Here is a 14378-nt window from a genome sequence, read left to right on the forward strand (position 1 = left end):
AACCGTCCAATAGAACGGTTTTTACGTGGACGATATGTGATTTCGGTTAAAGCCGGTTGCTTTATGAATAGAGCGGTAGATCGCAGGGGCGATAAACGCCAGAATCACAGCCAGCGCCGTGTCTTTTACCATAAACCAAGTCATAAATCCCCAAGCTGTACCATAGCTCACCGGCGTATGAATCCAGAGATTCAGTGCAAGATACATATAAGTAGTCCCGATGATATACATGATGGCCGTTCCGATAAGAGAAGCAATCAGAAACCGGATTTTGCTTGGCTTAATTTTGCGTTCTAAGAACCATCCAGCTGCAAATGCTGCCGGGATGTATGAGATAATAAACCCGCCGCTTTTTCCCGCAAACGGTGCGAAGCCTGCTGAAAATTGAGCAAAAACAGGCGCTCCGGCCAATCCGACAAGTGCATATACAATCATGGCAATACCTGCTCGTTTGCTGCCGAGAAGCAAGGCTGCCAAGAGACAGAAAAACGGCTGCATCGACAGCGGAATGCCGGCTACTTGTAAAAAGGGTGCTACTGATGTAATGTTGGCGCCGACAGCCATAAGTGCGGCGAACATGCCGATCAGCGCCATATCTGCCGCACGAAGTTTACGTTGTTTCATAGTTGTTCCCCCTTAGGTTTACATACACAATCATAGAGTAATAAAGTACAAATGGATTGTCAACATAAATTAGAATGAGGTTAACAAAAAGGAGGGTTCTATATGTATTTCGGAAAAACAAAACAATCTGACCAATCTGGGAGAGTGCCGCCAAATCAAAACGTCACAACCTCATTTCCTGTGCTTCATACGGGAAATGTCCCGTATTACAAAGATATGGCCAAATGGAATCTGCAAGTATACGGATTGGTTGACCATCCGATGCTGCTAAGCTTTGAAGATGTTAAAGCCTTTCCTCAGTACGAATCGAAAAATGACATCCATTGCGTCACTGGCTGGTCAAGGCTTGATAATGTGTGGCAAGGTGTGCGGGCACGTGATATAGCGGAAAAAGCGGGTGTAAAAGAAGAAGCGGGCTACGTCATTTTACATGCGGAAGAGGGCTGGACGACCAATCTGCCGCTTGATGATTTTTTGGCAGAAACCTCACTTCTTGCTTATGCGCATAATGGCGAGCCTTTAACGCCTGAACACGGCTTCCCGCTGCGGGGCGTGTTTCCGCATCTGTATTTTTGGAAAAGTGCTAAGTGGCTGCGCGGCATCCAATTTACGAAAGAAAATCACCCCGGCTTTTGGGAGCAGAACGGCTATCACATGAGAGGCGATCCTTGGCAAAATCAAAGATTTACATGGGATTAAGGTTCTATTTTAAGCAGGACCATCTGCATCTTTTGTAGGTTTTTATTTCCATATCGATAGTCTTCAGGTACCTTATTTGATGAAGGTGCCTTTTTTATTCGGGAAAAAGTTGACTTTCTCTGGAAGAAAACCTATTATTTGAGTTGTCTAGTTGATAGTGAAAATCATTATCATACATTGCGGTTTAGTTTAAGGAGAGGAATGTCGTACTGCATGAATGAGAATACAACAGACCGGGCGAAAGGCGGGACACAAAACGCATTTACCATTCCTGGTACAGAAGTGCGTATGTTGTCTTCACGGAATGAAAACCGTGCCTATCAAATTTTTATCTCGAAGCCGAGTACGCCTCCGCCGCCCGCTGGTTATCCGGTTATTTATCTGCTGGATGCCAATTCTGTCTTCGGAACGATGGCGGAAGCCGTTCGAATACAGGGGCGCCGTCCTGAAAAAACCGGGGTGATCCCTGCTGTGATCGTGGGCATTGGCTATGCGACGGCAGAGCCGTTCTCCTCAGCGCGCCACCGGGATTTTACTATGCCGACAGCTCAATCGAATCTTCCTGTAAGGCCCGACGGCAAAGAATGGCCGGAGCATGGCGGAGCAGAGAGCTTTTTCAGATTTATTGAGGAGGATCTAAAACCGGAGATAGAACGAGATTACCAGATTGACAGAAACAGACAAACGATCTTTGGGCACTCGCTTGGCGGGCTGTTCGTGCTGCAGGTGCTGTTAACGAAGCCGGATGCGTTTCAAACGTATGTCGCGGGAAGTCCGTCGATTCATTGGAATAAACCATTTATTCTCGAGAAAGCGGACCATTTCGCCTCCTGCTTCAAGAAAAACAATCAGTCTATCAATATCCTGCTTGCAGCAGGAGAATTGGAGCAGCATCATAAAAGCCGGATGAACGATAATGCGAGGGAGCTTTACGAGAGGCTGGCCGTTTTATCTGAACAAGGCATACGGGCAGAATTTTGTGAGTTTTCAGGAGAAGGACATATTTCGGTTCTTCCTGTTTTGGTCAGCCGGGCGCTGCGTTTTGCGCTTCACCCTGACGGACCGCATATTTCAATGGGCTGAGACATTCTCAGCCTTGGTTCTAAAAACGTCACTGAAATTATATTTGACTGTCACATGACATTTGGATATGATTATTTTTATAATTGATAATGATAATCATTATCAATTGATTGCGCTTTTTCTTTTCGAGGCGCAGCAGTCTTTTTCGCTGGATGTCCGTTCGGCATCTGAGTGAAGAAAGGAATTGATGATATGAATGCAATGGGTATAAAGGGCAAAATTGCTTTTATAACAGGAGCTGCCCAAGGAATAGGTGAAGCTGTTGCGCGGACGCTTGCCAGTCAAGGCGCACACATTGCGGCAGTTGATTATAATCCTGAAAAGCTGGAAAAGGTTGTGAGCAGCCTCAAAGCGGAAGGCTGCTATGCGGAAGCCTTTCCCGCGGATGTAAGAGACAGCGCAGCGATTGACGAGATCACGGCGCGCATCGAACGTGAAATGGGGCCGATCGATATTTTGGTGAATGTAGCGGGTGTCCTTCGCCCGGGACTGATCCATTCACTCAGCGATGAGGAATGGGAAGCCACGTTCTCAGTGAATTCGACCGGCGTTTTTAACGCCTCGCGTTCAGTCAGCAAATATATGATGGACCGAAGATCGGGTTCGATTGTAACGATCGGATCGAATGCTGCGGGGGTGCCAAGGACATCTATGGCGGCATATGCCTCTTCAAAGGCAGCGGCAGTGATGTTTACGAAATGCCTTGGCCTTGAGCTTGCAGAATATAATATCCGCTGCAATATTGTATCTCCCGGATCAACGGAAACAGACATGCAGTGGTCATTATGGGCCGATGAAAATGGAGCGGAGCAAGTCATAAAAGGATCACTTGAGACATTTAAAACAGGGATCCCGCTCAAAAAACTGGCTCAGCCTTCAGATATTGCAAATGCCGTGCTCTTTTTGGTTTCTGGCCAGGCAGGGCATATTACGATGCATAATTTATGCGTAGATGGCGGCGCGACCTTAGGCGTGTAACTCAATTTAAAGGAGGTTCATGAGAATGTCGGAACAAAACGTTATATCACAAACAAAGGCGGAGCAATTGCTTCATGAGTATGAGCCGGGTGCTTTTTTCTTAGCTTCTCCTCATCGTGTACTGTTAGCGAAAGGAATTAGTGAAATCGTACCGGAGGCAGACGGGCAAAACCAAATAGAAACCCTTTCCGGCCGTATTGCAGAGACGCTGAAGCAAGCAAAGCAATCGGGGCAAAGCCGTCCGCTTGTTGTTGGTGCCGTTCCTTTTGATCATGTAAAAGCAGCTCGGCTCGTTGTTCCTGAAGAAGTGCGCTGGTCAGGACCGCTTCAGTTTGATCATGCGGAGAAGGAACAGCAGTCTGAGCATACATACCACATAGAGCCTGTTCCTGCACCAGAGGATTATAAAAATGGTGTGGAACAAGGACTGGCACGTATTGCCGATGGGACACTCAGCAAGATCGTCCTGTCCAGATCGCTGCATTTGACATCGTCTGAACCGATTCAGACGGATGAACTGCTTCGTCATCTGGCGCAGCATAACACGCACGGCTACACGTTTGCCGCGGACGTGTCCCGCGAAGCCGAAACGTCTTCCCGCCGAACATTGCTCGGTGCAAGTCCGGAGCTTCTCGTTTCAAGAATGGGAACTCAGGTCGTTTCCAATCCATTAGCCGGCTCAAGGCCTCGCAGTGATGATCCTGCTGAAGACCAGCGCCGGGCAAATGAATTGCTTTCTTCCGCAAAGGATCTCCATGAGCATGCGGTTGTGGCTGACGCGGTTGCCGCAGCGCTGCGGCCTTTCTGCCGGACGCTGGATGTCCCGGAAAAGCCTTCACTGATCAAAACGGAGACGATGTGGCATCTGTCCAGCGTGATTAAGGGAGAGCTTTCCGATCCGTCCGTGACCGCACTGGAATTGGCGGCGGCGCTCCACCCGACGCCGGCCGTCTGCGGAACACCGACTGATCTTGCAAGAGAAGCGATTCTCAGCATTGAACCGTTTGACCGCGGTTTCTTTACCGGCATGGTCGGCTGGTGTGACGATGCGGGTGACGGAGAATGGGTCGTGACGATTCGTTGCGCAGAGGCAGAAGAACGCTTACTCCGCCTGTATGCCGGAGCCGGTGTTGTTGCTGGATCAAAAGCTGAGGACGAGCTTCAGGAGACATCCGCGAAGTTTCGGACAATGCTGCGGGCAATGGGCGTGAATCACATATGATCAGAATGAATTGCTGGAGGGATACAACATGCTGAATGGATTTACTCCTTGGCCTGATGAGTTAGCTGAGACATATCGAAAGAACGGCTGCTGGGCCGGCGAGACGTTTGGAGATTTGTTAAGGGACCGGGCAGCCAAACATGGCGACGGCATCGCAATTACTTGCGGAAACACCCATTGGAGCTATCAAGAGCTTGATACGAGGGTTGATCGTCTGGCTGCCGGATTTCAGAAGCTCGGCATTAAACAGATGGATCGTGTCGTGGTGCAGCTGCCGAATATCGCAGAGTTTTTTGAAGTCATTTTCGCGCTCTTCCGTCTGGGGGCGCTCCCGGTCTTTGCACTGCCTTCTCATCGAAGCAGTGAAATTACATATTTTTGCGAATTTGCTGAAGCGGCTGCTTATATCATTCCCGACTCCTATTCCGGTTTTGACTACCGTTCACTCGCCAGACAGGTACAAAGCAAGCTACCGTCTTTGAAACACGTCATTGTCGCAGGTGAGGCAGAGGAATTTCTGCCCCTGGAGGATTTGCATACAGAACCTGTAAAACTGCCTGAAGTCAAATCTTCAGATGTGGCGTTCCTTCAGCTTTCTGGAGGAAGCACCGGCTTATCAAAACTGATTCCGCGGACGCACGATGACTACATTTACAGCCTGAAGCTGAGTGCGGAGGTTTGCTGGCTCGACCACAGTACGGTGTACTTGGCAGCATTGCCGATGGCGCACAATTATCCGCTGAGCTCGCCTGGGGTTCTCGGCGTATTATACGCCGGAGGAAGAGTGGTGTTATCTCCTTCTCCAAGTCCTGATGACGCATTTCCTTTGATTGAACGGGAACAAGTCACGATTACCGCTCTTGTTCCGCCCCTTGCGATGGTATGGATGGACGCGGCATCCTCACGCCAAGACGATCTATCCAGTCTTCAAGTGCTGCAGGTTGGCGGCGCCAAGTTCAGTGCTGAAGCTGCGCGCAGGGTAAACGCTGTTTTCGGCTGCACGCTGCAGCAGGTGTTCGGAATGGCAGAGGGGCTCGTCAATTATACGAGATTGGATGACCCTGAAGAGGTCATTGTCAACACCCAAGGAAAACCGATGTCCCCATATGATGAGGTACGTGTTTGGGATGATCAGGATCGTGACGTAAAACCTGGTGAAACAGGACATCTGCTGACACGGGGACCGTATACGATTCGGGGTTACTATAAGGCAGAAGAGCATAACGCTGCTTCATTTACTGAGGATGGTTTTTACCGCACGGGTGATATCGTCAGACTGACATCAGACGGCTATATCGTCGTTGAAGGCCGGGCGAAGGATCAAATTAACCGCGGAGGAGAAAAAGTGGCGGCTGAAGAGGTGGAAAATCATCTGCTGGCGCATCCGGCTGTCCATGATGCCGCAATGGTCTCTATGCCTGACCAATTTCTTGGCGAAAGATCTTGTGTGTTCATTATTCCCCGGGATGAAGCCCCGAAAGCCGCAGAGCTCAAAGCGTTTTTGAGAGAGCGCGGACTGGCGGCATATAAAATCCCTGACCGGATTGAATTTGTCGAGTCATTCCCGCAGACAGGGGTAGGAAAAGTCAGCAAAAAAGCGCTCCGTGAAGCCATTTCCGAGAAGCTTCTTGCAGGATCAAAAAAATAAAACAACAATTTGAGAGGAAGTGTTCAAATGGCTATACCTGCCATTCAGCCGTATCAAATGCCGACAGCGTCTGATATGCCGCAAAACAAAGTCTCATGGGTGCCTGATCCAAATCGGGCGGTCCTATTAATACACGATATGCAAAACTATTTTGTCGATGCTTTCACAGCTGGAGCTTCTCCGGTAACAGAGCTTTCGGCGAATATACGCAAGCTGAAGGATCGATGTGCCCAGCTTGGAATACCTGTCGTCTATACTGCACAGCCTGGAAGTCAAAATCCGGCAGACCGGGCGCTGCTGACAGACTTTTGGGGTCCGGGATTAAACAGCGGCCCTTATGAGGAGAAAATTGTAACTGAGCTGGCACCGGAAGATGATGATCTCGTGCTGACAAAATGGAGATACAGCGCGTTTAAGAGAACGAATCTGCTTGAGATTATGCGCAAAGAGGGACGTGATCAGCTGATCATTTCCGGAATTTACGCCCATATCGGCTGTCTCGTTACAGCATGTGAAGCATTTATGGAGGATATCGAAGCATTTTTTGTGGGAGATGCAGTTGCTGATTTTTCATTAGAAAAACATCAAATGGCGCTGGATTATGCAGCTGGGCGCTGTGCGTTTACCATAATGACTGACAGTCTTCTCGACCAGCTGAAGCAGGTGCCTGCTGCTGCTCAGAAAACGTCAATGACTACTGGCAGAGAAGTGTTTACATGTGAGAGTATCCGTAAACAAATTGCTGAGCTTCTTCAAGAAACGCCTGAAGACATTACAGATCAAGAGGATTTGCTCGACCGGGGGCTTGATTCGGTAAGGATCATGACATTAGTAGAACAATGGCGCCGTGAAGGAGCCGAGGTAACATTCGTGGAACTGGCTGAACGCCCGACGATCGAAGAATGGCAGAAATTGCTTACAACCCGCAGCCAGCAAGTGCTGCCAAACGCGGATTATCTATAAAAGGAGGGTAAACAAACGGATGCCTGATACAAAAGACCTTCAATATTCTTTGACCGGAGCGCAAACCGGCATATGGTTTGCTCAGCAGCTTGATCCGGACAATCCAATCTACAATACAGCGGAATATATAGAAATCAATGGACCAATCAATATTGCTTTATTTGAAGAAGCTTTGCGGCATGTGATAAAGGAAGCGGAATCGCTGCATGTCCGCTTCGGTGAAAATATGGACGGGCCTTGGCAGATGATAAACCCGTCTCCGGATGTACAGCTGCACGTCATTGACGTCAGCTCTAAGCCTGATCCGGAAAAAACAGCATTAGACTGGATGAAAGCAGATTTGGCAAAGCCCGTCGATTTAGGATATGACCCTTTGTTCAATGAAGCTTTGTTTATAGCCGGGCCTGATCGTTTCTTTTGGTATCAGCGCATTCACCATATTGCGATCGACGGCTTCGGTTTTTCCCTGATTGCTCAGCGTGTGGCAAGTACGTATGCCGCGCTTGTGAAAGGACAATCAGCTAAAGATCGTTCCTTTGGGTCTCTTCAGGCCATTTTGGAAGAGGATACAGATTATCGCGCATCAGAGCAGTATGAGAAGGATCGTCAATTCTGGCTGGACCGTTTTGCTGATGGACCTGAGGTTGTAAGTTTGGCAGACCGGGCGCCAAGAACATCTAACAGTTTTCTTCGTCATACGGCGTATCTGCCTCTATCTGATGTAAACGCGTTAAAAGAAGCGGCGCGCTATTTCTCAGGAAGCTGGCATGAAGTCGTGATTGCGGTGTCAGCTGTTTATGTGCACCGAATGACCGGCTCTGAGGATGTTGTGCTCGGTCTGCCCATGATGGGACGGATAGGGTCCGCATCACTGAATGTACCGGCTATGGTGATGAACCTTCTCCCGCTTCGGCTGTCTGTAAGCTCTTCGATGAGCTTTTCAGAACTTATTCAGCAAATTTCCCGGGAAATCCGCAGTATTCGGCGACATCATAAGTATCGCCATGAAGAGCTTCGGCGCGATCTGAAATTGATAGGAGAAAACCATAGATTATTTGGCCCTCAAATCAATCTCATGCCGTTTGATTACGGTCTCGACTTTGCCGGAGCCCGGGGCACGACGCATAATCTTTCAGCCGGTCCTGTTGATGATCTATCAATCAATGTATATGACAGAACGGACGGCAGCGGACTGCGAATTGATGTAGACGCGAATCCTGAGGTATACAGCGAGTCTGATATTAAGCTTCATCAGCAGCGTATTTTGCAGCTGCTGCAAATGGCTTCAGCAGGGGAGGACATGCTGATTGGGCAAATGGAGCTCCTATTGCCAGAGGAGAAAAAACAAGTCATTAGTGAATGGAATGAGACGGCAAAACCTGAGAACCTGCTCAGCCTTCAGGACATGTTCGAGAAGCAGGCAGTTCTTACGCCAGAACGTATCGCTCTCATATGTGATGATGTTCAAGTAAACTATCAAGAGCTGAATGAAGAGGCAAACCGCCTCGCGCATCTGTTGATCGAAAAAGGCCTTGGTCCGGAGCAGTTTGTCGCTTTGGCGCTGCCGCGTTCTCCAGAGATGGTAGCTTCGATGCTTGCTGTACTGAAGACTGGTGCGGCGTATCTTCCGTTAGATTCGGAGTTTCCGGCCGACCGAATTTCCTACATGCTGGAGGATGCAAACCCATCATGCATCATAACGACTGAGGAAATAGCAGCCCGTCTGCCTGATGACCTGTCTGTTCCGCAGCTTGTGCTTGACCAGGCTGTTACACAGGAGGTTGTAAAACGCTATTCGCCTGACAATCCGAATGTATCGGTTTCTCTTGCCCATCCTGCGTACATCATCTATACCTCAGGATCAACAGGAAGACCGAAGGGTGTCGTTGTTACACTTAAAAGCTTAAGCAATTTCCTGCTGTCCATGCAGGAGGCATTTTCTCTAGGAGAAGAAGACAGGCTGTTGGCTGTGACGACTGTCGCTTTTGATATTTCAGCATTGGAGTTATATCTTCCGCTTATCAGCGGGGCGCAAATCGTGATCGCACAGAAAGAAACGATCCGTGAGCCACAGGCATTAGCTCAAATGATTGAATATTTCGATATCAATATCATGCAGGCGACACCGACACTGTGGCATGCCTTGGTGACGAATGAACCTGAGAAACTTCGGGGGCTTAGAGTGCTTGTCGGAGGCGAGGCGCTGCCAAGCGGACTTTTACAGGCGCTTCATGAGCTTCATTGTCCAGTCACGAATTTATACGGTCCGACTGAAACAACGATTTGGTCTGCAGCAGCTTTTCTTGAAGAAGGACTGAAGGGCGTTCCGCCAATTGGCAAACCGATTTGGAATACGCAGGTGTATGTGCTTGATAACGGTTTGCAGCCGGTGCCGCCGGGAGTTGTCGGAGAGCTTTATATTGCAGGAACCGGCTTGGCTAGAGGTTATTTCCGCCGCCCTGATTTAACGGCTGAGCGTTTTGTTGCAGATCCATACGGACCGCCGGGGGCTCGGATGTATCGGACCGGAGATCAGGCCCGCTGGCGCGCTGATGGGTCTTTGGATTATATCGGACGGGCGGATCATCAAATCAAAATTCGCGGATTCCGAATTGAACTTGGAGAAATTGATGCCGTGCTTGCTAAGCATCCGGACATCGAACAGGCCGCGGTTGTCGTTCGGGAAGATCAGCCGGGAGATAAAAGATTGGTGGCATATGTAGTCGCTGCTTCAGCTATTGATACTGCCGAGCTTCGCCGTTATGTGGGTGCCAGTCTTCCTGATTATATGGTGCCGGCGGCATTTGTAGAGATGGACGAACTGCCATTGACACCTAATGGCAAGCTCGATCGGAAAGCATTGCCGGCGCCTGATTTAAGCACATCTGTCAGCGATAGGGGACCGCGAACTCCTCAGGAAGAGATATTGTGTGACTTGTTTGCCGAGGTTCTCGGTTTGGCACGGGTCGGCATCGATGACAGTTTCTTCGAGCTGGGCGGTCACTCTCTTCTTGCAGCCCGTCTGATGAGCCGCATTCGCGAGGTAATGGGAGCCGAACTTGGTATTGCCAAGCTCTTTGACGAACCGACAGTAGCCGGACTCGCTGCCCATCTTGATCAGGCGCAGAGTGCACGTCCCGCATTGCAGAGAGCTGAGCGGCCTGAAAGAATTCCGCTTTCTTTTGCTCAGCGCCGGCTATGGTTCCTCCATTGTCTTGAAGGGCCGAGCCCTACTTATAATATACCGGTTGCTGTCCGTCTGTCGGGTGAACTGGACCAAGGAGTGCTGCAAGCTGCACTATATGATCTCGTCTGCCGCCATGAAAGCCTTCGGACGATCTTCCCTGAATCACAGGGGACATCCTATCAGCATATTTTAGACGCTGATCAAGCAAGGCCTGATTTACATGTTACTGAGATTACTGAGAAGGAGCTTTCTGAGCGGTTTGCTGAAGCCGTGCGTTACAGCTTTGATCTTGCAGCTGAACCTGCTTTTCGTGCAGAGCTATTTGTCATCGGGCCTGACGAGTACGTGCTTCTTCTCCTCGTGCATCATATTGTCGGGGACGGCTGGTCCTTAACGCCGCTGACCCGTGACCTTGGGGCGGCTTATGAGGCTCGCTGTCACGGAAAAGCTCCCGAATGGGCGCCCCTTGCTGTGCAGTATGCAGACTATGCGCTTTGGCAGCAAGAACTGCTTGGGAGCGGGGATGATCCAAATAGTTTGATTGCCGGACAGCTTGCTTTCTGGAAAGAAACCTTGAAGAATCTTCCTGATCAGCTTGAACTGCCAACCGATTATTCACGTCCGGCTGAGCCGAGTCATGATGGGGATACGATACATTTCCGTATTGAGCCTGAGCTTCACAAGCGATTGCAGGAGCTGGCTCGCGCAAATAGGGTGAGCCTGTTTATGGTGCTTCAATCCGGTCTCGCCGCTTTATTGACAAGACTGGGAGCGGGCACTGACATTCCGATCGGCAGTCCGATCGCGGGTCGGAATGATGATGCGCTAGGCGATCTTGTGGGACTGTTTATCAATACATTGGTGCTCAGAACCGATACGTCCGGTGACCCAAGCTTCCGTGAGCTTCTTGACAGAGTGCGGGAAGTGAATCTGGCAGCCTATGAAAATCAAGATCTGCCGTTTGAGAGACTTGTAGAGGTGCTCAATCCGGCTCGCTCACGGGCGACGCATCCTTTATTCCAAATCATGCTTGCGTTCCAAAACACACCAGACGCTGAACTGCATCTTCCCGACATGGAAAGCAGCCTGCGGATCCACAGTGTCGGTTCTGCCAAGTTTGATTTGACGCTGGAAGTCAGTGAAAACCGTCTTGCTGACGGGACACCAAACGGATTGGAAGGCCTGCTAGAATACAGCACTGATCTTTTCAAGCGGGAAACTGCTCAGGCTCTTGCTGACCGTCTGATGCGCCTGCTGGAGGCTGCTGAGTCTGATCCTGACCAGCAAATCGGAAATCTGGACATCCTTGCACCGGAGGAGCGCAGCAACATGGCGACAGATTGGCAAAATGTTTCTGAAAAGATTCCGCACGCAAGTTTGCCGGAGCAGTTTGAGAAGCAGGCTGCTTTAAGCCCTGATGCCATTGCCGTTGTTTACGAAGATCAGTCACTGAGCTATGCAGAGCTGAATGAAAGAGCAAATCGGCTTGCCCGAATGCTGATCAGCGAAGGCGTCGGTCCAGAGCAATTTGTGGCCTTGGCACTGCCTCGGTCATTGGAAATGGCTGTCGGGCTATTAGCGGTGCTGAAAGCCGGCGCGGCTTATCTGCCACTCGATCCGGACTATCCGGCTGACCGAATCGCTTTTATGCTGGAAGATGCGCAGCCTGCGTTTATCATGACGAACACAAAAGCTGCAGAACACATTCCGCCAGCGGAAAACGTGCCGAAAATCGTGCTGGATGATCCCGAACTGTCAGAGAAACTAAACACATACCCTGCTGAGAATCCGAATAATGCGGATAGAATTCAGCCGCTTTCTCCTTTGAATACGGCGTATGTCATTTATACATCCGGTTCAACGGGTGTTCCAAAAGGTGTGATGATTCCTCATCAAAACGTAACACGTTTATTTGCAGCAACTGATCACTGGTTCCATTTCAGCTCAGACGATATTTGGACCATGTTCCATTCCTATGCGTTTGACTTTTCTGTGTGGGAGATTTGGGGTCCTCTGCTGCATGGCGGACGTCTTGTCATCGTGCCTCATCACGTCAGCAGATCGCCAGAAGCGTTTCTGCGCCTGCTGGTAAAAGAGGGTGTAACCGTTCTGAATCAGACACCGTCCGCTTTCTATCAGTTTATGCAGGCGGAACGGGAGCAGCCGGATCTCGGACAGGCGCTCAGCCTTCGCTGTGTCATTTTTGGCGGAGAAGCGCTTGAACTCAGCCGTCTAGAGGATTGGTATAACCGCCATCCTGAAAATAGACCGCAGCTGATCAATATGTATGGTATTACAGAAACGACGGTTCATGTGAGTTATATCGAATTAGACCGAAGCGTTGCAGCTTTACGGGCAAACAGCTTGATCGGCTGCGGCATTCCGGATCTTGGCGTATATGTGCTGGATGAGCGCTTGCAGCCGGTCCCGCCGGGTGTTGCCGGAGAGCTGTATGTATCAGGAGCTGGGTTGGCACGAGGTTATTTAGGCCGGGCTGGATTAACAGCAGAACGCTTCATAGCTGATCCGTTCGGTCCTCCGGGCACTCGGATGTATCGCACTGGGGATGTGGCCCGCCTCCGCGCTGACGGCTCTCTCGACTATGTCGGCCGTGCCGATCACCAAGTGAAAATTCGGGGCTTCCGGATTGAACTGGGAGAAATTGAAGCCGCGCTCGTTCAGCATTCGCAGCTTGAAGATGCGGCAGTAATCGTGCGTGAGGACCAGCCGGGAGATAAACGTTTGGCAGCTTATGTCATACCTTCTTCAGAAGAAACGTTTGATACGGCGGAACTGCGCAAATATGCTGCTGAGAGACTGCCGGATTACATGGTGCCTTCTGCCTTTGTGATGATGAAAGAATTGCCGCTGACACCGAACGGAAAGCTTGACCGTAAAGCGCTGCCTGCTCCGGATTTCGCAGCGGCAGTAACAGGACGCGGACCGAGAACGCCGCAGGAAGAAATCCTCTGTGACCTGTTTATGGAGGTGCTTCACTTGCCGCGTGTCGGCATTGATGACCGTTTCTTTGATTTAGGCGGACATTCCTTGCTTGCTGTTCAGCTGATGAGCCGTATTCGTGAAGCGCTCGGCGTTGAACTCAGCATCGGCAACCTATTCGAAGCGCCGACTGTGGCCGGGCTTGCTGAAAGACTTGAGATGGGTTCAAGCCAAAGCGCACTCGACGTTCTGCTGCCGCTCCGAACAAGTGGAGACAAGCTTCCTTTATTCTGTGTACATCCGGCAGGCGGACTCAGCTGGTGCTATGCTGGTTTGATGACCAATTTAGGAACAGATTATCCGATCTACGGCTTGCAAGCACGCGGAATCGGACAGCGGGATGAGCTTCCAAAAACACTTGACGACATGGCTGCCGATTACATTGAACAAATCAGAACAATCCAGCCGAAAGGCCCGTATCATTTGCTAGGCTGGTCCCTAGGTGGGAATGTCGTTCAAGCGATGGCCACCCAGCTGCAACATCAAGGAGAAGAAGTATCCCTATTGGTGATGCTGGACGCCTATCCGAACCACTTCCTTCCTATAAAAGAGGCGCCGGACGATGAGGAAGCGCTTATTGCCCTTCTGGCGTTAGGTGGGTACGACCCGGACAGCTTAGGGGACAAACCGCTTGATTTTGAAACAGCGATCGAGATTCTTCGCCGTGACGGCAGCGCGCTAGCGAGCCTGGATGAATCGGTCATTTTAAATCTGAAGAATACGTATGTCAATTCTGTCGGTATTTTAGGCTCATATAAGCCGAAACCCTTCCGTGGAAATGTCTTGTTTTTCAGATCAACAATCATTCCTGATTGGTTTGATCCGATTGAACCTGATTCGTGGAAGCCTTATATTCACGGACAAATTGAACAAATCGACATCGACTGCCGTCATAAAGATCTTTGTCAGCCGGAACCGCTTGCTCAAATCGGCAAGGTTCTCGCTGTCAAACTGGAAGAGATGAATAAATAAGG

Annotated in this window: 8 protein-coding genes; 7 read left to right on the forward strand and 1 reads right to left on the reverse strand. The window is 50.0% G+C overall.

The annotated features are described in order from the left end of the window. Positions 1-21 precede the first annotated feature (21 nt). Positions 22-624 carry a biotin transporter BioY gene (locus tag BSI_RS04165; protein ID WP_003240986.1) on the reverse strand — a complete coding sequence of 201 codons (603 nt, stop codon included), beginning with the start codon at positions 622-624 and terminating at the stop codon, positions 22-24. A gap of 102 nt (positions 625-726) precedes the next feature. Here BSI_RS04165 and BSI_RS04160 point away from each other — a divergent pair, with 102 nt between their 5' ends. The 7 genes from BSI_RS04160 to dhbF all read left to right on the forward strand — a co-directional run bounded on the left by BSI_RS04160 (position 727) and on the right by dhbF (position 14376). After that, positions 727-1323, forward strand: coding sequence for a sulfite oxidase-like oxidoreductase (locus tag BSI_RS04160; RefSeq protein ID WP_003240988.1), 597 nt, complete (start codon positions 727-729; stop codon positions 1321-1323). Positions 1324-1536: 213 nt separating this feature from the next. After that, on the forward strand, positions 1537-2406 hold the full coding sequence (besA, locus tag BSI_RS04155) for a ferri-bacillibactin esterase BesA (RefSeq protein WP_032732269.1): 870 nt from the start codon (positions 1537-1539) through the stop codon (positions 2404-2406). 192 nt (positions 2407-2598) lie between these two features. After that, positions 2599-3384 (forward strand): 2,3-dihydro-2,3-dihydroxybenzoate dehydrogenase, encoded by a 786-nt coding sequence (locus tag BSI_RS04150; RefSeq protein ID WP_003240993.1) that lies wholly within the window; start codon positions 2599-2601, stop codon positions 3382-3384. Positions 3385-3409: 25 nt separating this feature from the next. Beyond that, positions 3410-4606 (forward strand): isochorismate synthase DhbC, encoded by a 1197-nt coding sequence (dhbC, locus tag BSI_RS04145; RefSeq protein ID WP_003240995.1) that lies wholly within the window; start codon positions 3410-3412, stop codon positions 4604-4606. Positions 4607-4634: 28 nt separating this feature from the next. Further along, positions 4635-6254, forward strand: a complete 1620-nt coding sequence (locus BSI_RS04140) for a (2,3-dihydroxybenzoyl)adenylate synthase (RefSeq protein ID WP_003240997.1) — start codon at positions 4635-4637, stop codon at positions 6252-6254. Between the two features lie 27 nt (positions 6255-6281). Next, positions 6282-7217 (forward strand): isochorismatase, encoded by a 936-nt coding sequence (locus BSI_RS04135; RefSeq protein ID WP_003240998.1) that lies wholly within the window; start codon positions 6282-6284, stop codon positions 7215-7217. 19 nt (positions 7218-7236) lie between these two features. Then, positions 7237-14376 carry a non-ribosomal peptide synthetase DhbF gene (dhbF, locus tag BSI_RS04130; protein WP_003241000.1) on the forward strand — a complete coding sequence of 2380 codons (7140 nt, stop codon included), beginning with the start codon at positions 7237-7239 and terminating at the stop codon, positions 14374-14376. Positions 14377-14378: the final 2 nt, after the last annotated feature.

This window comes from Bacillus inaquosorum KCTC 13429, assembly GCF_000332645.1.
Classification (GTDB): domain Bacteria; phylum Bacillota; class Bacilli; order Bacillales; family Bacillaceae; genus Bacillus; species Bacillus inaquosorum.

Excerpts from the sequence above, each read along its gene's own strand:
- BSI_RS04165 (WP_003240986.1), bottom strand. The coding sequence starts at position 624 with ATGAAACAACGTAAACTTCGTGCGGCAGATATGGCGCTGATCGGCATG.
- BSI_RS04160 (WP_003240988.1), top strand. The coding sequence starts at position 727 with ATGTATTTCGGAAAAACAAAACAATCTGACCAATCTGGGAGAGTGCCG.
- besA (WP_032732269.1), top strand. The coding sequence starts at position 1,537 with ATGAATGAGAATACAACAGACCGGGCGAAAGGCGGGACACAAAACGCA.
- BSI_RS04150 (WP_003240993.1), top strand. The coding sequence starts at position 2,599 with ATGAATGCAATGGGTATAAAGGGCAAAATTGCTTTTATAACAGGAGCT.
- dhbC (WP_003240995.1), top strand. The coding sequence starts at position 3,410 with ATGTCGGAACAAAACGTTATATCACAAACAAAGGCGGAGCAATTGCTT.
- BSI_RS04140 (WP_003240997.1), top strand. The coding sequence starts at position 4,635 with ATGCTGAATGGATTTACTCCTTGGCCTGATGAGTTAGCTGAGACATAT.
- BSI_RS04135 (WP_003240998.1), top strand. The coding sequence starts at position 6,282 with ATGGCTATACCTGCCATTCAGCCGTATCAAATGCCGACAGCGTCTGAT.
- dhbF (WP_003241000.1), top strand. The coding sequence starts at position 7,237 with ATGCCTGATACAAAAGACCTTCAATATTCTTTGACCGGAGCGCAAACC.